The organism is Pseudomonas sp. MIL9 (assembly GCF_016887925.1).
Lineage (GTDB): Bacteria > Pseudomonadota > Gammaproteobacteria > Pseudomonadales > Pseudomonadaceae > Aquipseudomonas > Aquipseudomonas mohnii.
The window spans coordinates 87,814-110,176 of record NZ_JAFEHE010000006.1 but is presented as its reverse complement, the minus strand read 5'-3'; the positions used below and the strand labels follow the sequence as shown (position 1 = coordinate 110,176).

Here is a 22,363-nt window from a genome sequence, read left to right as displayed (position 1 = left end):
GCTCGCGCCCCAACGGGGGCAAGCCTCCTCGCCACAGGCAACTTTCCAGCCTCGCCACAAATCCGTGTCCGGCGTAGGATACCCGCCTGATTTTCCAGTCTCGTTATCGGAGTTGCCCATGAGCGCCGTCAATCGCGCAGCGGTGGAAGCCGTCCTTCGCCAGTACACCGACCCTTATCTGAACCAGGACCCGGTCAGCGCCGGATGCGTGCGCAGCGTCGATATTGCGGGCGATCGCGTCAACGTCCAGCTTGAGCTGGGCTACGCCGCCGGTCTGTTCAAGAGTGGCTGGGCGCAACTGTTGCAGATGGCTATCGAAGGCCTGGACGGCGTGACGACGGCGCGTGTCGAGATCACCAGCGTCATTGCCGCGCACAAGGCTCAGGCTCAGATTCCGGGCCTGGCCAACGTCAAGAACGTGGTGGCCGTGGCCTCCGGCAAGGGCGGCGTGGGCAAATCCACCACCGCCGCCAACCTGGCATTGGCCCTGGCTCGCGAAGGGGCCAAGGTGGGCATTCTGGATGCGGACATTTACGGCCCGAGCCAGGGCATCATGTTCGGCATCGCTGAGGGCACCCGGCCGCAGATCAAGGATCAGAAGTGGTTCGTGCCGATCCAGTCCCATGGCGTCGAAGTGATGTCCATGGCGTTCCTGACCGATGACAACACGCCGATGGTCTGGCGCGGGCCGATGGTCTCCGGTGCCTTGTTGCAACTGGTGACACAGACCGCGTGGGGCGACCTGGATTACCTGGTCATCGACATGCCGCCAGGCACCGGTGACATCCAGCTGACCCTGGCGCAGAAAGTCCCTGTGGCCGGTGCGGTGATCGTCACCACGCCACAAGACCTGGCCTTGCTCGACGCGCGCAAGGGCGTGGAAATGTTCCGCAAAGTGAACATTCCGGTGCTCGGCGTGGTGGAAAACATGGCTGTGCACATCTGCTCCAACTGCGGACATGCCGAGCATCTGTTCGGTGAGGGCGGTGGTGTGAAGCTGGCCAACCAGTACGGGGTGGAGCTGCTGGCCTCGCTGCCGCTGGCAATGGCCATCCGCGAACAGGCTGATGGTGGAAAGCCAACGGTGATCGCCGAGCCGGACAGCCCGATCGCGCTGGTCTATCAGGAGCTCGCCCGTCATGTCGGCGCGAGGATCGTGTTGCAGGAAGCCGCGACCCCGGCGATGCCGAACATCAGCATCAGCGACGATTGATGCTCTGAAACGCTATCCCCTGTAGGCGCGAGCCTGCTCGCGATGGACCTAAACGATGACGCGTATTTTCTGGAAAAACGCGTTGCCATCAAGTTCATCGCGAGCAGGCTCGCTCCTACCGTTGTTTTGCGGTGGCGTTAAATGCGCAAGCCGCCATCCATTTCCAGGATCCGGCCGGTGTAATAGTCATTTTCGAAGATGTACGCCGCCGAATGGGCGATCTCTTCCGGTTTGCCCATGCGCTTGAGCGGAATCCCGGAGGTCATTTTCTCCAGTGCTTCAGGTTTCATGCCCAGGGTCATTTCGGTTTCGATGAAACCCGGTGCAATGCCGGCCACACGAATGCCGTAGCGCGCCAGTTCCTTGGCCCAGGTCACGGTCGCAGCCGCAACGCCGGCCTTGGCGGCGGAGTAGTTGGTCTGACCGACGTTGCCGGCGCGGGAAATCGACGAGATATTGATGATCGCGCCGCCGTTCTTCAGCTCGACCATTTTCGCCGCGACTTCACGGGTGCACAGGAACACGCCGGTCAGGTTGACGTCGATGACCGACTGCCATTGGGCCAGGCTCATCTTGGTCATTTCACCGTCCTTGACCTTGAGCAGCAGGCCGTCACGCAGGATCCCGGCGTTGTTGATCAGGCCATGGATCGCGCCGAAGTCTTCGGCGACCTGGGCGACCATGTGGGTCACTTGCTCTTCGTTGGCGACGTTGCACAGGTAGGAACGGGCTTCGACACCCTTGGCCTTGCAGGCCGCTACGGCGTCGTCGAGCTTGTCCTGGTTCAGGTCCACCAGTGCCAGTTTTGCGCCCTTGTCGGCGAAATACTCGGCCATGGAGCGGCCTAAACCCTGGCAACCGCCAGTGATAATGATTACTTTGTCAGTGAGTTGCATTCGCATGCCCCGGTAGCAGGTCTAGAGTGGTTTCGTTGGCGAGAGCCTCTCGATCGGCGCCTGGCGTGGCCCGGCTGCACATGAGAACTGCCCTGTTGGCGATCTGGTACTTTCGCCAGGCGCCCGTCCGTTTTTATGACGGATTCTATATAAGGAGTCATAAATTGAGCGTTGAAGCTGCCAAGCATGCCCGAGAATTGCTGCTCAAGGAATACCGCGGGGTACTCTCCACGCATTCCAAAGCGATGCCCGGTTTTCCGTTCGGCTCCGTGGTTCCGTACTGCCTGGATGCCCAGGGCTGGCCGCTGATCCTGATCAGCCGTATCGCCCAACACACCCATAATCTGCAAAAAGATCCGAAATGTTCGCTCTTTGTCGGAGAACGCGGGGCCGAAGACGTGCAAGCAGTGGGGCGCCTGACTTACCTGGCCGAGGCGCATCAGCTCGAGGACGAGGCAGATATCGAAGCAGCCGCCGAGCGTTACTATCGCTATTTCCCGGAATCGCAGAACTATCACCAGGCCCATGATTTCGATTTCTGGGTGCTCAAGCCTGTGCGCCATCGTTACATCGGCGGTTTTGGCGCCATTCACTGGGTCAACGAACTGACCCTGGCCAATCCTTTTGCCGGCAGGGCCGAAGTGAGCATGGTCGAACACATGAATGCCGATCACGCCAAGGCCATCGCCCATTACGTCGATCTGGCGGGATTACCGAAAACCTCACCGGCGCAGATGGTCGGTATCGATAGCGAGGGCATGCACCTGCGCATTGGCCAGGGACTTCACTGGTTGCCGTTCCAAGCGCCATGTAATACTCCGACACAAGTTCGCGAAGCCTTGGTTTTCCTGGCTCATGCAGAACAATGGCCGAAAAATGAAGTGGCTGACGCTTGAATTCACGAAACGGCGACGTCATCTAGGGATTACTGGCAAGGCATTCTTGCGTTGAGGAACCATTTGATGCGCCCTTTTTTGTTGCTCTTTGTACTGCTCCCGGTGTTGGAGTTGTTCGTATTCGTCAAGGTGGCCGGGGCGATCGGTTTTTTCCCGGCCCTGCTACTGATCATTCTCGGCTCGATGCTCGGCGTGTTCGTGCTGCGGATCGCCGGTCTGGCAACCGCATTGCGTGCCCGTGAAAGCCTGAATCGTGGGGAACTGCCCGCCCAGACCATGCTCGAAGGCCTGATGTTGGCCCTGGCGGGCGGCCTGTTGATCCTGCCGGGCTTCGTCACCGACGTACTGGGCCTGATCATGCTGCTGCCGGTCTCCCGTCGTCTGCTCGCCAATCAAATGCGCCAGCGCGCCGAGGAGCAAGCGATCCGCCAACGTGCGTTCGCCGATGACCTACAGTCCCGCGGCGGTCCTGCACCTCGCGAACCGCTGGGCCGGGAGCCCAATGTGATCGAGGGCGAGTTCGAACACCGCGATACCAAGTAACGCCCCCTATCGACACGGCACCTTCGGGTGCCGTGTTCGTTTGCGGCGCATCGAGATGATTTTTTTTTCGATCCCCGCTCTTGTAATAAGCTTATGCGCCCTTATGTAACGGTCACCGCAAGGTTTCTGGCGAACATGCCAGACAGACTTCCGCGGTTCGCTCGACGAACCGCACCCGGCACCGCCGGACTTTGTTAAACCCGCCGGGACTACACCGGCCGATGAAAACCACAATTAGGAGAGATCGACAATGAAGCTTCGTCCTCTGCATGACCGCGTCGTCATCCGTCGCAGCGAAGAAGAAAAGAAAACCGCTGGCGGTATCGTCCTGCCAGGTTCGGCTGCTGAAAAAGCCAACAGCGGCGAAATCCTCGCTGTAGGCACCGGCCGCGTACTGGAAAACGGTGAAGTGCGTGCACTGTCCGTGAAAGTGGGCGACAAGGTTGTGTTCGGTCCTTACTCCGGCAGCAACACTGTGAAAGTCGACGGCGAAGACCTGCTGGTAATGAGCGAGAACGAGATCCTCGCTGTTATCGAAGGCTGATTCCCCGCTCATTTTCCCGCTACTACAAAGTATTTAAGGAATATCGATCATGGCTGCTAAAGAAGTTAAATTCGGCGATTCCGCCCGCAAAAAAATGCTGACCGGTGTCAACGTCCTGGCTGACGCGGTAAAAGCGACCCTGGGCCCGAAAGGCCGTAACGTGATCATCGAGAAGAGCTTCGGCGCTCCGACCATCACCAAGGATGGCGTTTCCGTAGCCAAAGAAATCGAACTGAAAGACCGTTTCGAAAACATGGGCGCGCAGCTGGTCAAAGACGTTGCCTCCCGTGCCAACGATGACGCGGGCGACGGCACCACCACCGCTACCGTTCTGGCTCAATCGATCGTCAACGAAGGCCTGAAAGCCGTCGCTGCCGGCATGAACCCGATGGACCTGAAACGCGGTATCGACAAAGCGACCATCGCGATCGTCAAAGAGCTGAAAGGCCTGTCCAAGCCATGCGCTGACACCAAGGCAATCGCTCAGGTCGGCACCATCTCCGCCAACTCCGACAGCTCCATCGGCGACATCATTGCCGAAGCCATGGAAAAAGTCGGTAAAGAAGGCGTGATCACCGTTGAAGAAGGCTCGGGCCTGGAAAACGAACTGTCGGTTGTAGAAGGCATGCAGTTCGACCGTGGCTACCTGTCCCCGTACTTCGTCAACAAGCCGGAAACCATGACTGCCGAACTCGACGGTCCGCTGATCCTGCTGGTCGACAAGAAGATCTCGAACATCCGCGAAATGCTGCCAGTGCTGGAAGCCGTTGCCAAAGCCGGCCGCCCACTGCTGATCGTGGCCGAAGACGTTGAAGGCGAAGCCCTGGCGACTCTGGTTGTGAACAACATGCGTGGCATCGTTAAAGTCGCAGCCGTCAAGGCTCCAGGCTTCGGCGACCGTCGCAAGGCCATGCTGCAGGACATCGCTGTTCTGACCGGCGGTACCGTGATCTCCGAAGAGATCGGTCTGAGCCTGGAAAGCACCACCCTGGAGCACCTGGGCAACGCCAAGCGCGTCACCCTGTCCAAGGAAAACACCATCATCGTTGACGGTGCTGGCGTACAAGGCGACATCGAAGCACGCATCACCCAGATCCGTGCCCAGGTTGCTGAAACTTCCTCGGACTACGACCGTGAAAAACTGCAAGAGCGTCTGGCCAAGCTGTCCGGCGGCGTAGCAGTGATCAAGGTTGGCGCTGGCTCCGAAGTCGAAATGAAAGAGAAGAAAGCCCGCGTTGAAGACGCCCTGCACGCTACCCGTGCAGCCGTTGAAGAAGGCGTGGTACCTGGCGGCGGCGTGGCACTGGTTCGTGCCCTGCAAGCTATCAGCGAGCTGAAAGGCGACAACGATGATCAGAACGTTGGCATCCAGTTGCTGCGTCGCGCTGTAGAAGCGCCGCTGCGTCAGATCGTTGCCAACTCCGGTGACGAGCCAAGCGTTGTGGTCGACAAGGTCAAGCAAGGCGCAGGTAACTTCGGTTACAACGCTGCGACCGGCGAATACGGCGACATGATCGAAATGGGCATCCTGGACCCGGCCAAAGTGACCCGTTCGGCTCTGCAAGCGGCTTCGTCGATTGCCAGCCTGATGATCACTACCGAAGCCATGATCGCCGAGATCAAGGAAGACGCACCAGCTGGCGGCGGCATGCCAGACATGGGCGGCATGGGTGGCATGGGCGGCATGATGTAAGCCAGCCTTACCCCGTACGAAAAAACCCCGCCTGCGAAAGCAGTCGGGGTTTTTTATTGGCTTCACGTTGGCGACTTGGTAGACCGCATCGCTACCACTGCGGGCTGGCCGCGCTTGCACAAGTACAGAGCAATCCAGTGTGGGCGCGCGGCGTGCCTGCGCTGGCGTCGTTTCAGGCGCCGACAGCTTCTGCGTTTGCCTCGCGTTGCGCCTTCATCGCCGGCCGATAAAGAATGCAGTAATACGACCCCAAACAGATCAGCCAGCAGAAAATCGCTGTCCAGACGTTGTGCGAGAAAAAGTGCGCACCCTGCATCATCCGGCCAAGGGAAAACACCGTGCCCAGGGTGAAGGCGAAGACAAACGCGGCGCGCGCCATGCGTGGCCGACGGTCGCGCAGTACGAAGAACAGGGCGAACAGTGTGAACCCGGTCGCGGCATGTCCGCCTGGCCAGCATCGCCCCGGTTTATTGGTGGGCGGGCGAGGGCTCAACAATTCGCTGTAGGTTTCGTGGCCGCCGAACTGCTCAAGACTCCACGGGCATTGCACCGCCGTCACCGCTTTCATCGGGGTAACAAACGAAGTCGCCAAACCAAGGGACAGCACCAGGCAACCCAGCTCCCGTTTGAACGGCTTGAGTTTGTCCATGAAGAACGAGCCAATGAAACCGAGGATGGCGAACACCGAAAACGCGATGACCACTTGCTTGGCGCGGTCGTGCAGGATGTCTTCCAGGAAGTAGCTGTGCCTGCCGATGAATTCACCGGCTACCGGGTCGTAGAACAGCCTGGCGAGATCCATGTCCAGGGACGTCAGTTCGAGCAACACAAGAGTGATCGCCGCGATGGCGGGAACGCCCAGGCACACCCAGAAATTAAGCGGGCGAGAGGCAGGGCGGACAACGGTTGATGACATGATGGATCCTGAGCAATTGAAAAAGCCCCGGGGCATCAGCCCGGGGCTTTTCGGTTAACGTTCGCCGACTTGATCGGTGCCCTCCATGGGCGCTTTCCAGTCAAGCAGCTGTTGCTTGTAGCCATAACTGGCGGTTTGGTAATAGGTGATTGCCCGGGTGATCAGCGGGTCGGTGGCAGTGGCCCTGGACTCGCGACTCTCGGTCAATGCTTCATCGTGACGCCGCAGGCCCTGACGGGGACTCAGGATGGCCAGATCCTTGCCGTCGAACAGGCCCAAATGCTGATAATTGCCGACCACCACGCGCGGCGGCAGAGGATTGTCCTGCAGCAGGTTGCGACCAAAGAACGTCGACACATAATCCAGATTCAGCAGCCCCATCAGCGTGGGGGCCAGGTCGATCTGGCTGGCCAGCTGTGCTGTCTCACGGGCTTCAATCAGCTTGGGCGCATAGATGAACAACGGAATCTGGTAGTTGCTGATCGGCAAGTCCTCCTTGCCTGCGCTGCCGGCGGTATGGTCGGCGACGAAGATAAAGATTGTATTGTCGAACCAGGGCTTTTTGCGAGCCTGATCGAGGAACTCGCCAATGGCGTAGTCGGTGTATTTAACCGCGCCATCGCGCCCGTTACCGGATTTGATGTCGATTCGATCGTCTGGATAGGTATAAGGGCGATGGTTGGACGTCGTCATCAATTGCAGCAGGAACGGCTGTTGCTTTGCATGATCCGCGTCCGCCAGCTTGAGCGTTTGTCTGTAGAGATCTTCGTCGGCCATGCCCCAGGCGTTCTTGAAGTGGATCTCCGACTCATCGACGCTGCTCTGGTCCACGATCCGGTAGCCATTGCCGCCGAAAAAGGCGTTCATGTTGTCGAAGTAACCGCGTCCGCCGTAGACAAATACGCTGTCATAGCCCACGGCTTTGAGTTGCTGACCGAGGCTGGCAAAGCCGCTTTCGCGACCCACACGCTTGACGATCGAACGACCCGGCGTTGGCGGGATCGCCAGGGTGATGGCCTCCAGGCCGCGATCGGTGCGGGTGCCGGTGGCGTAGAAATTGTTGAAGTACAGGCTCTGTTTACGCAGGGCGTCGAGGTTCGGGGTCAGATTTCGCTCGTCGCCGTTGCTGCCCATGTACTTGGCACTGAAGCTTTCGATGGTGACCAATATGATGTTGGGCTTGCGCGGCGTGCCAGGATTGTCGATGAGCCGACGAATGTCTTGTGGATCCTCGCCGATGAAGCGGGCGCCGGGTTCGCTCAACTCGGCGCGAATCTGTTGCGCGACAACGGCAGGGGGGCGGGTGTTGTAGAACTGCTGGTAATCCAGTTCATTATTGCGAAAGGCTGCGAAGAACTGATAAGGGCCATTGCTCGCCAGTTCGTTTTGATAGGCGTTGCCACCCTGGGCACGCGGGGCATCCTGGTTAAGCAGTTGTGCGCTCAGACCGGCGGCGATCAACAGGCCCAGCGCATTGGCCAGGCGGGTGCGCAGCGGCGGCAACGGTGCGTTCATCGCAGCATTGAAGGGCTTGCGCAGTGCGAAGCTCAAGGCAATGGCCAGGACGGTGAGGATGCTCAGCAATGTGCCAATCGGATAGGACTCGAGCAGGTTGTTAAGCACCTCGTCGGAGTACACCAGGTAGTCGACGGCAATGAAGTTGAAGCGCACGCCGAACTCATCCCAGAACAGCCATTCGGCCACCGAGGTAAACAACATTGCAAACAGACTGACGGTCAACAGTCCCTGAAGAAACCAGCGATGGCCACGGCGGCGCCACAATGCTGGCGGGCAGAGCAGCAAATACAACCCCATCGGCAGCACGGCATAGGCAATGAAACCGAGGTCGTAAAGCAGTCCGACACCGAAAACCGAAAGGAAACCGCTACCGGCCTCATCCAGGTGAGTCAGCAGCAAAACCATTCGGGTCAGGAAAAAAATGGCCAGCCAAGTGCCGGCAATCAGCTGTAGAAAACGCATGGGCGCCGTCTTTAAAACATCCACTGGCATCATTCCTTATAAACAATCAGAACCACCCTACTTCAAGAGCGGTCGCTGGCTTGTGAACAGGGGGTGAAAAACTCGTTAATTGGCTGCTTTGGTCGCCTAAGTCGACTCTGCACCCTGCGGCCCTAGCCGTGAGCAGCTCTTGGCCTTAAGCTGCGCGGGCCAAGACGGCCGTTACTGTATACGGAGGAGATGCCGATGCGAATTTTATTGGTTGAAGACAACCGCGATATCCTCGCCAATCTGGCTGATTACCTGGGACTCAAGGGTTACACCGTGGATTGTGCGCAGGACGGTTTGTCGGGCCTGCACCTGGCGGCCACCGAACATTACGACTTGATCGTCCTCGACATCATGCTGCCCGGTATTGACGGCTATACCTTGTGCAAACGCCTTCGCGAAGACGCCCGACGCGATACGCCGGTGATCATGCTCACCGCCCGCGATCAACTGGATGACCGGCTGCAAGGCTTCAAGTCCGGCGCCGATGATTACCTGATCAAGCCCTTTGCCCTGTCAGAACTGGCTGCGCGCATTGAGGCGGTCATGCGCCGTACCCAGGGTGGCGGTCGTCGCACCTTGCAGGTCGGCGATTTGAGCTACGACCTCGATACGCTGGAAGTTACCCGCGCAGGTCGCCTGCTCAAACTCAATCCGGTGGGCCTGAAGCTGCTGGCCGTGCTGATGCAGAAAAGCCCTCACGTGCTGCGTCGGGAAATTCTCGAAGAAGCGCTGTGGGGCGATGACTGCCCAGACAGTGACAGCCTGCGCAGCCACGTTCATCAATTACGTCAAGTGATCGACAAGCCATTCGCCAAACCGTTGCTGCAGACTGTGCACGGCGTGGGTTACCGCTTGGCCGAGGGCCGTGATGGAGTTTAAGCAGAGCCTTTCCCAGCGCATCATCATTGCCTTCGCGTTGATGAGCGCATTGGTGGCGGGCGCCTTTGCCATGGGCATTATCGCCACCGTGCACCTGGTGGAAGAAAAGCTTATTTCGGCAGGTCTGGGTGGCGACCTGCAACGCCTGTTACTGATGGACAACGTCGAGGAGTGGAGCCATCGCCCTGAACCGGACCAGTTGTTCTATTTCAGTGGTGGGCATGGAGACTTCGAGATGCCCAAGGATTTGCGGCACCTGGACGCGGGATTTCATGAAGTGTTCCGCGAGAATCTGTCATACCACGCGATGGTCGAAATAGTCGACGGACGGCACTATGTGCTGTTGCAGGACCAGAGCGACTTCGAAGAGCGCGAGCGGGTCCTGTTTGCCGTGGTGCTGGTGGGCTTCGTGCTCAGCCTGGCGCTGGCGGTTTTTCTCGGCTGGGTGCTGGCGCGCAAGGTGATGGCCCCGGTGGTTCGGTTGGCCCGCCAGGTGCGTCATCGTGACCAGTTGCTAGGGCTGGCGCCACCTCTGGCGCCGGATTATGCCGCCGATGAAGTGGGCGAGCTGGCCGTGGCTTTCGACGCCACCCTCGGACGCTTGCGTCAGGCATTGTCCCGGGAGCGACTGTTTACCAGTGACGTCAGCCACGAACTGCGCACGCCTTTGATGGTGCTGGCCAGTTCCTGCGAATTGCTGTTGGAAAACCCGGGGATCGATCAGCGCGGCCGCGCTCAGGTCGAGCGAATCGCTCGTGCCTGTGAGGAGATGCGCGAGTTGGTTCAGACCTTCTTGATGCTGGCCCGCGCTCAACGCGAAGACGCCAGTATGGCGCCGCAGCAATCCGTTCGTCAGGTGGCCGATGGGCTACTGAATCTTTGGCGAGAGCCGATCGAGGCGAAAGGACTGAGGTTGATCTTCGAACCCGGTAGTCCGCAATCCACCTCTTATAACGCGACCCTGCTGCACGCGGTGATGGGCAACCTGCTGCGTAACGCGCTTCATTACACTGAGCATGGATTCATCCGCTTGACCCTCACGAGCAATGGGTTCCTGGTCGAAGACAGTGGAGTGGGCATCCCCGAAGAAAAGCGCGAAGCGATGTTCGCACCTTTCGTCCGTGGTACCGAAAAACGCGGTGAGGGGTTGGGCCTTGGGCTGTCGCTGGTACAACGAATTTGTGAAAACCAGGGCTGGAGCGTCAGTCTGACAACCATGGAACCCAACGGTTGTCGTTTTGAGGTGCAGCTGTATCCATCCAATGTGAACTGATTAGCCTGAAGTCGGCCAACTCTTGCCCCTGTCGCAGCCTTGTAAAATCTTGAAAAAGTTCTGGCTTTTACATAACTTTTTTTTCACAAAGGCGTAACCTGACACTGACTATTCGCTACCTAAGGTGGTTGGTATCAGAAGCTCAGGAGACTTTGATAATGGCAGATGGCCCGGTCAAACTGGATTTTTCCGAAAAGTACGACGACCAACACGCCCAACGGTACCTGCGCAAGCACAAGGAAGGACTTGGCCGCCGGCTGTCTCACTGGCGGGATGAACAATTGGCGCGAAAAGCACTGACGCTGGTTGGTGAGCCGGGGCTGGTCCTTGATTTACCCTGCGGCGCGGGGCGTTTCTGGCCGTTGCTGGCAGAAAAGCCCAATCGCGTGATCATCGGCGCCGATAACTCCGAGTCCATGTTGAAGGTTGCGACGCAGGCGCAACCGGCCGATGTGGTGAAGCGGGTGCAAACCTTGCAAACATCCGCATTCGATATCGCTTTGCCTGATAACGCCGTCGACAGCATTTTCTGCATGCGGTTGCTCCATCACATCGGTGAAGCCGAGCATCGACTGACCATCTTGCGTGAATTCGAACGCGTCACCCGTGACAGTGTGATTCTTTCATTGTGGGTGGACGGCAATTTCAAAGCCTGGAAGCGCAAGCGCGCGGAGAAAAACCGCAGGCAGGAAGGCTACCAAAACCGATTTGTATTACCGGCAGCAACGGTAGAAAAAGAATTTGAACAGGCGGGTTTCCGCATTCAGGAACAACTGGACTTTTTACCGCTCTATGCGATGTGGCGGGTTTACGTATTACGCAAGAGGTAATTGAATGGCAGTGCAATGTGCAGCAGAAACGGAAGTCGCTCCCCAGGACCGCTTCGACTATTTCTGGAACCAGCGTGGTGAATGGGTAGAAGAACCCAACGTCCGTCGCGGTGGTGAAAGCGGTGTGCAACGGGTCGTGGGCAGCGATGGTCAGTTGCTGTACGTCAAACGGCAGACCGGGCATATCTATCGCACTTGGTTGCACCCGTTCGGTCGGCCGACGGTGTTGCGCGAACGTGATGCACTCATCGGTGTTCGTGAGCTCGGCGTTCGTGTTCCGGACATCATTTTCTGCGGCGCTCAGCGCGATCCCGTGCACAAATGGCGCGCGTTGCTGGTGACCAAATCACTGGACGGTTTTGAAGAAATCGAACAATGGTACGCAGGCGGCGGCCGTGAGCGTTACGGCGAGGCGGTGCATGATCGCGTACTCAAGGATCTGGCCGAGAACCTGGCCCGTATGCACAAAGGCCGCTGGCAGCACAGCTGTATCTATATCAAGCACGTGTTCGTACGCGTGACGGGCGAGGGGGATGCAGCCAAGGTCGAGGTCGCCCTCATTGACCTGGAAAAATGCCGCCAACGCCTCAGCGCCCGGCGCGCGGCGATCCATGACATGAAGCAGTTGCGCCGCCATTCGTCGTTCAACACGACGGACTGGAACAAACTCGTCTACTTTTACAACACGGCGTTTGGCAGCGCTATCAAAGGTTTATAGCAATGAAACTCGAAGTCGCGCGAGGTTTGTTTCTGGCAGGAGCCTTGGCGGTTGCTTCACTGGCGGTGGCTGCTTGGGAGGAGCCCCGCACGCAAGTTCTCAGTTCAGCGCACGGTGGCGCGCATTGCCCATTGCCGCGGGTAGCCAAGGCGTCCGCAGCAACCCAGCCCGATCATGATTTGTTGTTGTTTATGTTCGGGCTCACTCAAGGATTGAGACCGCAAAGTTGAACAGCATGAAGCCCAAATAAAAGGCCTCGCTAATGCGAGGCCTTTTTTGTGCCTGATTGCTCAACGCTCGCTGACGCTGAGCGATCGGTATTATTCAAGGTTTGTCGGGTTTAGCCAGCAGTGTGTATACGCAGGGCAATACAAACAATGTGAACAGCGTCCCGATCGACATCCCCGTCGCGATGACGGTACCGATATCAAAGCGGCTGACGGCACCCGCCCCCGTGGCGATGATCAATGGCACCATGCCGAAGACCATGGCAGCGGTCGTCATCAACACCGGGCGCAGACGAATGGCTGCGGCTTCCTCTACGGCCTCGCGTGGCGTCAGGCCTTTTTCCTTGCGCAACTGGTTGGCGAACTCGACGATCAGGATCCCGTGCTTGCTGATCAGACCGATCAATGTCACCAGGCCGACCTGGGTGTAGATGTTCATGCTCGACCAGCCAAGGAACAGCGGAAGCAACGCGCCACAGATCGACAGCGGCACGGTGACCAGAATCACCAGCGGGTCGCGGAAGCTTTCGAACTGGGCGGCCAGCACCAGGAAAATGATGGCCAGAGCCAGGGCAAAGGTGACCCACAGCGCACTCCCTTCCTGCACGTATTGCCGCGATGCGCCGGCATAGTCGACGGCAAATCCCGCCGGGGCTTCTTCCCGTGCGATCTGGCGCACGGCATCGATGGCCTCACCCATGCTGACCAGCGGCACCCCGGAAAGAATGGCCGAATTGAGTTGCTGGAACTGGTTCAATTGCCGAGGCCGCGCCCGGTCAGACACAGAGATCAGGGTCGACAGGGCCAGCAGCTCGCCCTTACTGTTCTTGACGTAGTAATGGTTCAGCCAGTCAGGGTTATCACGGAAGGGGCGTTCGACCTGGGCAATGACTTTGTAACTGCGACCCTCGATGGTGAACCGGTTGATTTCCGCCTCACCCAGCAAGGTGGCCAGTGTGCCGCCGAGGTCCTGCATCGATACGCCCATCTGGGCCGCCTTGGCGCGATCGATATCCACGACGACCTCCGGCTTGTCGAAGGCCAAGTCGACATCGACGAAAGCGAACTTGCCGGACTCCATCGCGCGTTTTTTCACCCGGTCCATCACTTGCAGCAGCAACTCGTAATCGCTGGCGGTGTTGATGACGAACTGGAAGGGCAAGCCCTCGCCTGTGCCTGGGAGGGACGGCAGGTTGAAACCGAAAACCTGCAGTCCGGCAACGCCTGCCAGTTTCGCCTGAACCTCGGGCAAAATTTGCATCTGGGTGCGGCTACGCTCGTTCCAGGGCTTGAGCAGGAAGCCGCCGACCCCCGATTGCACCCCGTTGAAACCGTTGATCTGGAACGAAGAGTAGTACTCGGGAAACGCCTTGAAGATCGTGATGAACTCGTCGGTGTAGGCGCTCAGGTAATCAAGGTTGGTCGGTTGCGGGGCGTTGGCCAGCATGAAAATGATGCCCTGGTCTTCATCCGGAGCCAGTTCCGACTTGGTGAACTTGAGCAGCACCGGAATCAGGCACAGCACGATCACGGCGAACACCAGCACGACGGGGCGGGTGTTGAGCGTGCCATGCAGCATTTTCTGATAGCGGCGCTTCAGCCTTTCGAAAATCAGATCCAGACGATGGGCCAGGCCGCTGGGGTTTTCGTCGTGGCGCAGCAGGAGGGCGCACATCATCGGTGACAGCGTCAGGGCGACGATGCCGGAAATGACCACTGCGCCGGCCAGGGTCAGGGCGAATTCCTTGAACAATGCTCCGGTGAGACCGGTCAGGAAGCCGATCGGCGCATACACCGCCGCCAGGGTAATGGTCATCGAGACCACCGGCATGGCGATCTCCCGGGCGCCCTCGATGGCCGCGTCGAGCGGCGTCTTGCCTTCCTCGATATGACGGTGAATGTTTTCCACCACAACGATGGCGTCGTCCACCACCAGGCCGATGGCCAATACCATGGCCAGCAAGGTCAGCAGGTTGATCGAGTACCCCATCATCTGCATGAAGAACATGACGCCGATCATCGACAGCGGGATGGTGACGACCGGGATCACCACGGTGCGCAGCGCGCCGAGGAACAGGAACACGACCACGATCACGATGAGCACGGCTTCGAACAGGGTTTTGATCACCTCATTGATTGAGGCCTGAATGAACAGTGTGGCGTCGTAGGCAATTTCACCCTTGAGGTTGGGGGGGAGCTGGGCTTCCAGGTCCGGCATGATCTTGCGCACTTCCTTGATCACGTCGAGCGGGTTGGCGCCGGGTGTCGCCTTGATGCCGATGTACACCGAGGGCGTGCCACCGAAAGAGCTGATGCTGTCGTAGTTTTCCGCGCCCATCTCGACCCGCGCCACATCCCGCAGCAGCACACGGCTGTCGCCTTCGACCTTGAGCGGGATCGCGGCGAATGCCTCGGCGGATTTGAGTTCGGTGTTGGCGTTGATGCTGGTGACCACGTACTCGCCTTTCACTTCACCGGCGGCGGAGAGAAAGTTGTACTTGCGCACGGCATCGGTCACGTCGCTGGCGCTCAGACCGTAACCGGCGAGCTTCACCGGGTCCAGCCACAGGCGCATGGCGAATACCTGGTTGCCGAGTATCTCCGCCTCGGCCATGCCCGGCAGGGTCGCCAGTTTCGGCTGGATGACCCGCGACAGATAGTCGGTAATCTGCGGGTTGCTCAGCTCCTTGCTGTAGAAACTGATGTACATCAAGGCCGAGGCGTCAGCCGCCTCCTTGCTCAGGACCGGGTCTTCGGCATCCTGGGGCAAGCGGTTCTTGACCTCATTGGCCTTGGCCAGCAGTTCGGTGAACAGGCGATCGCTGTTTGAACCGACGCGTGCGTAAATCGAGACCACCGAGAAGTTCTGGCGACTGACCGACGTCATGTAGTCGATGCCCTCGGCGCTGGCCAGGCTCTGTTGCATCGGTTGGGTGATGTAGCCCTGGATGGTCTCGGCGTTAGCCCCTGGATAGGCCGTGGTGACGGTAATCAGGGCATTTTCCATTTGCGGGTACTGGCGCAGCGGCAGCTTGCTCCAGGCCTGAAAGCCCAGCAGTACGATCAACAGGCTGACCACGGTGGCGAGCACCGGGCGGCGGATGAACGGGTCGGTAAAAGCCATGGGGGTTCCTTGATCAGTCAGCGCGCGGCTGACTGTTCTTCTCGGCTAGGGTCTTGTCGTCGCTGATAGCGATGTGCGCACCGTTGTCCAGTTTGATCTGGCCGGCCGTTACCACTTTTTCGCCGTTCTGCACGCCTTTGGTAATCATCACCAGCCCGTCACGGCGCTCTCCGGTTTCGATGAAACGCCGTTCGGCGATCAGGATCGGCTGGCCCTTGTCGTCTTTTTCCAGGCTGCCGTCTTCGGCTTTTTTCTCTGCCACGACATAAAGCGAATTGCCATAGAGCGTGTAGGTAATCGCACTTTCCGGTACGACGATGCGCGACTGCGGGTCAGGCAGCATCACCTGCAGACTGGCGAACATCCCGGGCAGCAACTTGCCGTCCGGGTTGGCCAGGGTCGCGCGGACCTGCATGTTGCGCGTGCTGTTCTCCAGTTTCGGGTTGATCGCACTGATCGTGCCGGGGAAGGTCTGGGCCGGGTAGGCCGCGACAATGACTTCAACCGGCTGGCCGATGGCGATTTTCGGCACGGACTGCTCGGGCACGAAAAAGTCGACATACAGGCTGCTGAGGTCCTGCAGGGTGGCGATCATGGTGCCGCTGGCGACGTAGTCGCCGACGTCGACCTGACGAATGCCGATGGTTCCGCTGAACGGTGCAACGATGCTTTTCTTGCCGAGCGCAGCCTTGAGCTGATTGACCGACGCCTTGCTCTTTTTCAGGACTGCCGAGAGTCGATCGAACTCGCCTTTGGAAATGGCCTGGCTGCCCACCAGCTGGCTGCCGCGACCATAATCGAGTTGGGCCAGCCCGAGGTCGGCCTGGGCGGTTTCGAGCAGGGCGCTTTCCACCGCGCTGTCGAGTCGCAACAGGGGTTGGCCGGCCTTGACCTTCTGCCCTGACTCGAACTGCAGATCGACGACGGTGCCGTCGGTCTCCAGGCTCAGGTCCACGCCCTGTAATGCCTTGAGTGTACCGACGGTCGGCAGCCGGGCCTGCCATGGCTGTTCGGTAGCGGTGGCCACGGCGACACTGATCGGCGGTTTTGGCGCAGCAAAGCCCTGGATCATCGTGTAGATGGAGAAGGCTTTGTAACCGGCCAGGACCAGCACGACCAACAGAACAACACCCAACATGATCAGCATGCGGCGACGCAGCATATTTCCAGTTCCTTGGAGAAAATCAGGTGAGACAGTGGGGCACATTACCGCGAGTGGGAGCGTGAATCCAACTGCCACTTTTTCCTGGCGGGCGCAAAACCTGAGGGAGTCGAGCTTGCTCGCGATAGTGGTGTATCAGTCACTGCCATAGGGAATGCGCAGCCGCCATCGCGAGCACGCTCGGCTCCTGCAAAGGCAAAGGCGTGTTCAAATCAGATGCAGATGGTTGTCCCAGAGCCCGGCAGGCAGATCCAGCGGTTTTGCAATCAGATCTGTCTGGCGGCAATCGTAGTACCGGCATCGACCCTGGCCCGAGGTCACGACAAAACCATCGGCCACCGCACCGACCCCTGCGCAATCGGGCAGAGGTGCGTCCAGGCGCACTTCGCCGCTGTCCAGGTCCCAGATGAAGAAGCGGTTGCCCCTTGGCGCGGTCAAGGCGACGAGTCGCAAATCACTGTGCACCGCGACGCTGGCGGTGTAATGCCCCATGGCCTGCAGTTGATGCTCGGGCACCGGGAACGCCACGAACGGCTGGCCGGGACGCTTGATCGCCAGCAGCTCCGAGGACTCGTGGGCAGGCCCCATGAATTGCTGGCCGGCAACGATGGTGCCATCGCTGGCAATCCCCAGGTGACGCACACTGTTCATTGGCTGGGCCAGGGTTTCCTTGCTCAGCAGGGTGCCGTCGCGTTGCATCAGGACCAGGCTGGGTTCCATGGCGTCGAGGTTCATGTCGACGCGGCTTTCGGCCTCGGTACGAATCCCGCCGTTGGCCACCACTAGGGTTTCACCGTCGGGCATCCACGACACCTGATGCGGGCCCAGGCCATGGGTGGATATCTCGCCGGTATGCACCAGCTGCTCGCCTTCGAACTGATACACACCGAGCAAGCCGCGACCAGGATCGGTCGTGTCGTTTTCGGTGGCGTAGAGCCAGTCGCCACTCTTGTGAATCACGGCGTGACCGTAGAAGTGCCGGTTCGGTTGCGATGCCACCGTTTGCAGCAGCGTGCCATCACGCAAGTCGATCAGGTAGCTCTCGGTGCCCGGACGCCGGGCGACGAACAGCGCCATCGGCCGCGTCGGGTGATTGATGATGTCGTGGCAGCGCTGGCCAACCTGGGTGGCAAACACCCGGGTGCCATCGAGCCGATAACCGACGGCGTAGTGCTTGCCATCGGTATCGTCCCGTGCCGAAAGCAGCAACGGGCTTTTGTCCTTTTGCCTGAACAGCGTCCAGCCGCCCAGTGTCACTGCTCCCAGCAGCAAACTACCCAAAGTCAGAGCCTGACGTCGCAGCATGGCACTCGCCCTCATCAGTCACCGTCGTTGGCGTTGAAGCCCAGTTGGATGCCCAGCGCCTTGGCCAGCTCGCCTTCGTGCAGACGGTGGACGGTGTTGAGGCTGTCGTAGAGATCGTTGAGTTGCTGGCGGCCGGCATCGTCAGCGAGCATTTCGGTCAGCGAACGCTGGGTGCTGGCGAACAGTTTCAGCGACGCGGCGTAGGCAGCGTCGATCTTGTCGGCCAACGGCTTTTGCTCGCTCGGCAGCAGGCTGCGCAGACCTTTGTTATCGACACCTTCCCAAACGGTTTTGGCGGCGGCAAGGCTGGCTTCAATGCCGGTCAGGGAAGACTGGCTACGCCATGCATCCGCCTGGAAGGGTTGCGGAACCCCTTTGCTCTGGCGGCCCATCGGCGTGCCGAGCTTTTTCTTCAAGGTGTCGATGGCGGTGACTTGCACACGCAGCAGATCGGCGATGGCTTCGTGGGCGTCGGCATAGCGCTGGTTCGGGAATTTGCTCATCTGCGCGAGCATGCCGTCGGTGTTGTTCCAGCTCTTGAGAATTTCTTCGGCCAGTTGTTTCTGACGCTCGCCAATCGCGATCAGCAGCGGGCAGTACTTGGCTTTCTGTGCCGGGTCGGCCACGTCCGGTTTGCTGTCGAACAGAATGTATTCGTAGGCCGACAAACCTTGCACCACGACGCTGGACTTGGCCAGGTCGGCGGCGTTGATCTGTGGCTGTGCAGTGACCAGTTGCTCGACCTGACGGCCGACCAGGTTTTTCTTGTCCGGCCAGAATTGCACTTGCCACGAACGGTTGCCCTCGGCCAAAGGGCCGATCAACAGCGGTTGCAGTTCGGCCCAGGCTTTTTGTGCGTGCAGGAAGTCGGCGCGGGCAGTGTCCAGGGACTCCTTGCCTTCGCAGTAGGCGAGGGCGCTGACGGCCAGTTGGCGGTCCGCTTCGACCCAGCGGGTATAGGTCGGCAGGATCACCGATTTGGCGATGGCCGCCGAGGTGACGGCTTGCGGGTCTTGTGGCGAACAAGCGCCGAGGGCTAGCGCGGCAAGGCTGGTGAACAACAATTTGGGACGGAACATGTCGGGCTCCCGCTGGAAGAATGCGTATTAAAGAGAATTCAGAAACGCCAGCAACGCAGCGCGCTGCTCGGCATTGAAAGTCAAAACCTGTTGCTGCGCCGCCTTGGCTTCGCCGCCATGCCAGAGCACGGCTTCAAGCAGATTGCGGGCACGGCCGTCGTGCAGGAACTGGGTGTGGCCACTGACCGCTTGCGTCAGGCCGATGCCCCATAACGGCGGCGTGCGCCAGTCGCGGCCACCGGCCTGGAATTCACTGCGGTTGTCGGCCAGACCCTCGCCCATGTCATGCAGCAGCAGGTCGCTGTAAGGGCGAATCACTTGGTTAGCCAACTCAGGTTCTGCGGCATTGGCGGCGGTGGTGTATTTCGGTGTGTGGCACGACTGGCAGCCGGCCTGGAAAAACAGGTTCTTGCCCGCCAGCACTTCTGGCGCGCTGACATCGCGGCGGGCCGGTACGGCAAGGTTGCGGGTGTAGAACAGCACCAGGCGCAGGATGTTGTCGCTGACTTCCGGCTCGCCATCGGGGCCGTTGCCGCTGGGCGCCTGTTTGCAGGCCGTTTGCGTGTCGGTGCAGTCATCAAAGGGACGCAGGCTGGTCGTGAGACCCATGTCCCCCGAAAACGCGTGAACGTTCTGCTGATTGAGATTCGGTTGCCCGGCCTTCCAGCCGAACCGCCCGAGCACGGTTTTCTGTTGCGCGTCATCCCATACCCGGTTCGGGCGTCCGGCGATGCCGTTGTTGTCCCTGGCCTGAGCGGCGGCGTTGGCCAGGATGGCGTCTTCGGGAATCGCCTCCAGCAAGCCCAGGCCAATCATCGGCGGCGCGACCCGGGCCGAGAATCGGGTGTCAGGGTGCATCGGGCCGTAACCCAGTTGAGTGATGCTCAGGCTCGGTTTGCGCAACTCGATTTCGGTACCGTCCTTGAAGCGAACCGGCACTGGCGTGTAATCGACACGCACCTTGCCTTCCGGGGTAACGCCAGGTACGGCCATGTCCTGAAACTGCCCGCCATAGACCGGTTCCGGCACGACACCCTGTTGTTCGATGATTTTGGCGTAGGCCGGGGCATCGGGGATCGACAGGCGTACCAGCATCGACACGGCATTCGGCGCATCGGGCCCCGGCGGGTGGCCGCGGCCATCCTTGATATGGCAGCCCTGGCAGGCATTGGTGTTGAACAGCGGGCCGAGGCCGTCGCGGGCGGTGGTGGTGGACGGGGCGATTACCCAGGGGCTGCGGAAGAAACTGTTGCCGACACTGAAGTCCACGCGCCGCGAGGGTGGCAGGTTGGCGGAGGGCAGGGAGAAGGCGTTCTGATCGGTCTTGCGTACGGTAGCGCTGCCCCCCGAGCGGGCTTCACCGGGTTCGGCCTTGGTAAAACGCGGGGCGTCATCGCAGGCACTCAGACCCAGGGCCAGAAACAGTGCGAACAAGCGAAGAGGCAGCGGGGGCATCAGACATCCTGCAAGACGAGCAAAACAAGGGCGCAAAGTCTAACAGGGGATGGGAATTTGAATAAGAGGAATTATCGTTTACTTGATGTGGGGCAGGATTCGAGTTGAGACCGCGTCACGGCCATCGCGGGCAAGCCATCAGCATCACTGAAAAATCAGGCAAAAAAAAGGCGACCCGAAGGTCGCCTTCTTATCAGCCAGCGTTGATCAGAACTCGTGATCAGCGTTGTCCGGGTTCAGATCGTTGATACCCAGTTTGCCGGCGGCGGTCTCGATCGAACCGGTCTGTTTGACCAGGGATGCAATGGCGTCACGGACGATCTGGTTGCCGGCGGTGTTGCCGGCAGCGATCAACTGGTCGTAGTGCTCGCCCTTGTTGGCGTGATCAACCATGATCTGGATCTTGGCTTCGGTCGCGGCCAGGTCGGCTTTCAGCGCGGCGTCGGCGGCCGGGTCGGCCTTGGCCACCAGGGACGACAGGCTGGCACCGGTCATTTTGCTGCCGTCGGTGCGGGTGTATTCGCCCAGGTACACGTTACGAATGCCTTTGGCATCGTAGAAATGCGAGTTGTGGGTGTTGTCGCTGAAGCAGTCCTGCTCGTCTTCAGGGGAGTTGGCTTCCAGGGAAACCTTCATGCGCTCGCCCGCCAGTTCGCCCAGGGACAGGCTGCCCATGCCGAACAGCATTTTGCGCAGGCCGGTTTCAGCCGGTTCCGCTTCCAGGGTGGCGCGGTAGTTGTCGGCCACGTTCGGCTTCCAGTTACCGACCATTTCTTCCAGGTCGCTGACCAGCAGTTGGGTCACGGCTTTCAGGTAAGCGCGACGACGATCGTTGTGGCCGCCGGTGGCGCCGGCACCTTCCAGGTAGTCCGAGGCAGGACGGTTGCCGGCGCCAGGGCCGGTGCCGTTCAGATCCTGGCCCCAGAGCAGGAATTCGATCGCGTGGTAGCCAGTGGCGACGTTCGCCTCGGAACCGCCCAGCTCGTTCAGGCTGGCGAGTTTTTCCGGGGTGATGTCTTTCACGTCGACCTTGTCTTCACCGATCTGAACTTCAGCGTTGGCGATGATATTGGCGGTGGCGCCCGGGTTACCCAGTGCGTGCTCGTAGGATTTATCGACGTAGTCGATCAGGCCTTCGTCCAGTGGCCAGGCGTTCACCTGACCTTCCCAGTCGTCGATGATGGTATTGCCGAAGCGGAACACTTCGCTTTGCAGGTAAGGAACGCGGGCGGCGACCCAGGCGGCCTTGGCTGCTTTCAGGGTGTCGGCGTTCGGCTTGGCGAGGAAGGCGTCGATGGCGGTTTGCAGGGTTTTCGCGGTGGATTCGGCATCGCTGTAAACAGCGAAAACCATGTCGGCGTAGTGCGCGACAACGGCTTTGGCGGCGGCTTCATCGACTTTGCCGGCAGCGGCTGGAGCAGTCGGGGCAGCGGCAGTGCTGGCGACCGGCGCAGGGGCGGCTGTCTTTTCCTTGTCTTTGCCCTCACCGCAACCGGCGAGGGAAATTGCGATGGCCAACAGACTGGCGGTAGCCAGAGGCATACGAATCATGGCGAACATCCTGCTTCGAAAGGGGGGTGGTATGGCGCGCCCGGCGCGC

The 22,363-nt window shown here is 59.8% G+C and carries 19 protein-coding genes; 10 read left to right on the top strand and 9 right to left on the bottom strand.

The window, feature by feature from the left end:
* Window positions 1-118: 118 nt before the first annotated feature.
* Entirely contained in the window at window positions 119-1,213 is a 1,095-nt protein-coding gene (gene apbC, locus JQF37_RS08865; RefSeq protein ID WP_130204480.1) for an iron-sulfur cluster carrier protein ApbC, read from the top strand.
* A gap of 137 nt (window positions 1,214-1,350) precedes the next feature.
* On the opposite strand, the gene JQF37_RS08860 is transcribed toward apbC, so the two are convergent.
* Window positions 1,351-2,109 (bottom strand): SDR family oxidoreductase, encoded by a 759-nt coding sequence (locus JQF37_RS08860; protein WP_130204481.1) that lies wholly within the window; start codon window positions 2,107-2,109, stop codon window positions 1,351-1,353.
* A gap of 164 nt (window positions 2,110-2,273) precedes the next feature.
* Between JQF37_RS08860 and JQF37_RS08855 the strand changes: the two genes are divergently transcribed.
* The 4 genes from JQF37_RS08855 (at window position 2,274) to groL (ending at window position 5,785) form a co-directional block, all read left to right on the top strand.
* Window positions 2,274-3,005 carry a HugZ family protein gene (locus tag JQF37_RS08855; protein ID WP_130204482.1) on the top strand — a complete coding sequence of 244 codons (732 nt, stop codon included), beginning with the start codon at window positions 2,274-2,276 and terminating at the stop codon, window positions 3,003-3,005.
* 66 nt (window positions 3,006-3,071) lie between these two features.
* The gene (locus JQF37_RS08850; RefSeq protein ID WP_047532659.1) at window positions 3,072-3,548 is read left to right on the top strand and encodes an FxsA family protein; all 477 of its coding nucleotides are present in this window, start codon (window positions 3,072-3,074) and stop codon (window positions 3,546-3,548) included.
* Window positions 3,549-3,798: 250 nt separating this feature from the next.
* Entirely contained in the window at window positions 3,799-4,092 is a 294-nt protein-coding gene (locus tag JQF37_RS08845; protein WP_007985847.1) for a co-chaperone GroES, read from the top strand.
* Between the two features lie 49 nt (window positions 4,093-4,141).
* Complete coding sequence (gene groL, locus JQF37_RS08840) at window positions 4,142-5,785, top strand: chaperonin GroEL (RefSeq protein WP_090324874.1); 1,644 nt, start codon at window positions 4,142-4,144, stop codon at window positions 5,783-5,785.
* Between the two features lie 172 nt (window positions 5,786-5,957).
* Here the strand turns inward: groL and JQF37_RS08835 are convergent, their stop codons facing one another.
* Both JQF37_RS08835 and JQF37_RS08830 read right to left on the bottom strand, forming a co-directional pair.
* Window positions 5,958-6,701, bottom strand: coding sequence for a phosphatase PAP2 family protein (locus JQF37_RS08835; protein ID WP_130204483.1), 744 nt, complete (start codon window positions 6,699-6,701; stop codon window positions 5,958-5,960).
* Window positions 6,702-6,755: 54 nt separating this feature from the next.
* A complete protein-coding gene (locus JQF37_RS08830) occupies window positions 6,756-8,705 on the bottom strand; it encodes an LTA synthase family protein (protein ID WP_130204484.1) in 1,950 nt (649 codons plus the stop codon).
* A gap of 201 nt (window positions 8,706-8,906) precedes the next feature.
* Here JQF37_RS08830 and colR point away from each other — a divergent pair, with 201 nt between their 5' ends.
* The 5 genes from colR (at window position 8,907) to JQF37_RS08805 (ending at window position 12,641) form a co-directional block, all read left to right on the top strand.
* A complete protein-coding gene (gene colR / locus JQF37_RS08825) occupies window positions 8,907-9,590 on the top strand; it encodes a two-component system response regulator ColR (protein ID WP_047532651.1) in 684 nt (227 codons plus the stop codon).
* The gene (locus JQF37_RS08820) at window positions 9,580-10,863 is read left to right on the top strand and encodes a HAMP domain-containing sensor histidine kinase (RefSeq protein WP_130204485.1); all 1,284 of its coding nucleotides are present in this window, start codon (window positions 9,580-9,582) and stop codon (window positions 10,861-10,863) included. Before colR ends, JQF37_RS08820 begins: the two co-directional genes overlap by 11 nt.
* A gap of 158 nt (window positions 10,864-11,021) precedes the next feature.
* Window positions 11,022-11,693, top strand: a complete 672-nt coding sequence (locus JQF37_RS08815) for a class I SAM-dependent methyltransferase (protein WP_130204486.1) — start codon at window positions 11,022-11,024, stop codon at window positions 11,691-11,693.
* Window positions 11,694-11,697: 4 nt separating this feature from the next.
* Entirely contained in the window at window positions 11,698-12,411 is a 714-nt protein-coding gene (locus JQF37_RS08810) for a lipopolysaccharide kinase InaA family protein (protein ID WP_130204487.1), read from the top strand.
* A 2-nt stretch (window positions 12,412-12,413) separates the two neighbouring features.
* Entirely contained in the window at window positions 12,414-12,641 is a 228-nt protein-coding gene (locus JQF37_RS08805) for a hypothetical protein (protein WP_130204488.1), read from the top strand.
* Window positions 12,642-12,735: 94 nt separating this feature from the next.
* Here JQF37_RS08805 and JQF37_RS08800 read toward each other — a convergent pair whose 3' ends face one another.
* From JQF37_RS08800 to JQF37_RS08775, 6 genes are all read right to left on the bottom strand, one after another.
* Window positions 12,736-15,762: a multidrug efflux RND transporter permease subunit gene (locus JQF37_RS08800; protein WP_130204489.1), complete on the bottom strand. Its 3,027-nt coding sequence runs from the start codon at window positions 15,760-15,762 to the stop codon at window positions 12,736-12,738.
* 13 nt (window positions 15,763-15,775) lie between these two features.
* Window positions 15,776-16,924, bottom strand: a complete 1,149-nt coding sequence (locus JQF37_RS08795; protein ID WP_130204490.1) for an efflux RND transporter periplasmic adaptor subunit — start codon at window positions 16,922-16,924, stop codon at window positions 15,776-15,778.
* A gap of 207 nt (window positions 16,925-17,131) precedes the next feature.
* On the bottom strand, window positions 17,132-18,229 hold the full coding sequence (locus JQF37_RS08790; protein WP_130204491.1) for a DUF1513 domain-containing protein: 1,098 nt from the start codon (window positions 18,227-18,229) through the stop codon (window positions 17,132-17,134).
* A 14-nt stretch (window positions 18,230-18,243) separates the two neighbouring features.
* Window positions 18,244-19,308 carry an imelysin family protein gene (locus JQF37_RS08785; RefSeq protein WP_130204493.1) on the bottom strand — a complete coding sequence of 355 codons (1,065 nt, stop codon included), beginning with the start codon at window positions 19,306-19,308 and terminating at the stop codon, window positions 18,244-18,246.
* Window positions 19,309-19,335: 27 nt separating this feature from the next.
* Window positions 19,336-20,763 carry a di-heme oxidoredictase family protein gene (locus JQF37_RS08780; protein WP_130204495.1) on the bottom strand — a complete coding sequence of 476 codons (1,428 nt, stop codon included), beginning with the start codon at window positions 20,761-20,763 and terminating at the stop codon, window positions 19,336-19,338.
* 207 nt (window positions 20,764-20,970) lie between these two features.
* Window positions 20,971-22,314: an imelysin family protein gene (locus JQF37_RS08775; protein WP_130204497.1), complete on the bottom strand. Its 1,344-nt coding sequence runs from the start codon at window positions 22,312-22,314 to the stop codon at window positions 20,971-20,973.
* Between the last annotated feature and the right edge of the window lie 49 nt (window positions 22,315-22,363).

Bases quoted from the DNA above. Each gene is read 5' to 3' on its own strand.
- JQF37_RS08780 (WP_130204495.1), bottom strand. From the start codon at position 20,763: ATGCCCCCGCTGCCTCTTCGCTTGTTCGCACTGTTTCTGGCCCTGGGT.
- JQF37_RS08820 (WP_130204485.1), top strand. From the start codon at position 9,580: ATGGAGTTTAAGCAGAGCCTTTCCCAGCGCATCATCATTGCCTTCGCG.
- groL (WP_090324874.1), top strand. From the start codon at position 4,142: ATGGCTGCTAAAGAAGTTAAATTCGGCGATTCCGCCCGCAAAAAAATG.
- JQF37_RS08790 (WP_130204491.1), bottom strand. From the start codon at position 18,229: ATGCTGCGACGTCAGGCTCTGACTTTGGGTAGTTTGCTGCTGGGAGCA.
- JQF37_RS08805 (WP_130204488.1), top strand. From the start codon at position 12,414: ATGAAACTCGAAGTCGCGCGAGGTTTGTTTCTGGCAGGAGCCTTGGCG.
- JQF37_RS08815 (WP_130204486.1), top strand. From the start codon at position 11,022: ATGGCAGATGGCCCGGTCAAACTGGATTTTTCCGAAAAGTACGACGAC.
- JQF37_RS08795 (WP_130204490.1), bottom strand. From the start codon at position 16,924: ATGCTGCGTCGCCGCATGCTGATCATGTTGGGTGTTGTTCTGTTGGTC.
- JQF37_RS08860 (WP_130204481.1), bottom strand. From the start codon at position 2,109: ATGCAACTCACTGACAAAGTAATCATTATCACTGGCGGTTGCCAGGGT.
- JQF37_RS08845 (WP_007985847.1), top strand. From the start codon at position 3,799: ATGAAGCTTCGTCCTCTGCATGACCGCGTCGTCATCCGTCGCAGCGAA.
- JQF37_RS08850 (WP_047532659.1), top strand. From the start codon at position 3,072: ATGCGCCCTTTTTTGTTGCTCTTTGTACTGCTCCCGGTGTTGGAGTTG.
- JQF37_RS08835 (WP_130204483.1), bottom strand. From the start codon at position 6,701: ATGTCATCAACCGTTGTCCGCCCTGCCTCTCGCCCGCTTAATTTCTGG.
- JQF37_RS08800 (WP_130204489.1), bottom strand. From the start codon at position 15,762: ATGGCTTTTACCGACCCGTTCATCCGCCGCCCGGTGCTCGCCACCGTG.
- JQF37_RS08810 (WP_130204487.1), top strand. From the start codon at position 11,698: ATGGCAGTGCAATGTGCAGCAGAAACGGAAGTCGCTCCCCAGGACCGC.
- JQF37_RS08775 (WP_130204497.1), bottom strand. From the start codon at position 22,314: ATGATTCGTATGCCTCTGGCTACCGCCAGTCTGTTGGCCATCGCAATT.
- apbC (WP_130204480.1), top strand. From the start codon at position 119: ATGAGCGCCGTCAATCGCGCAGCGGTGGAAGCCGTCCTTCGCCAGTAC.
- JQF37_RS08785 (WP_130204493.1), bottom strand. From the start codon at position 19,308: ATGTTCCGTCCCAAATTGTTGTTCACCAGCCTTGCCGCGCTAGCCCTC.
- colR (WP_047532651.1), top strand. From the start codon at position 8,907: ATGCGAATTTTATTGGTTGAAGACAACCGCGATATCCTCGCCAATCTG.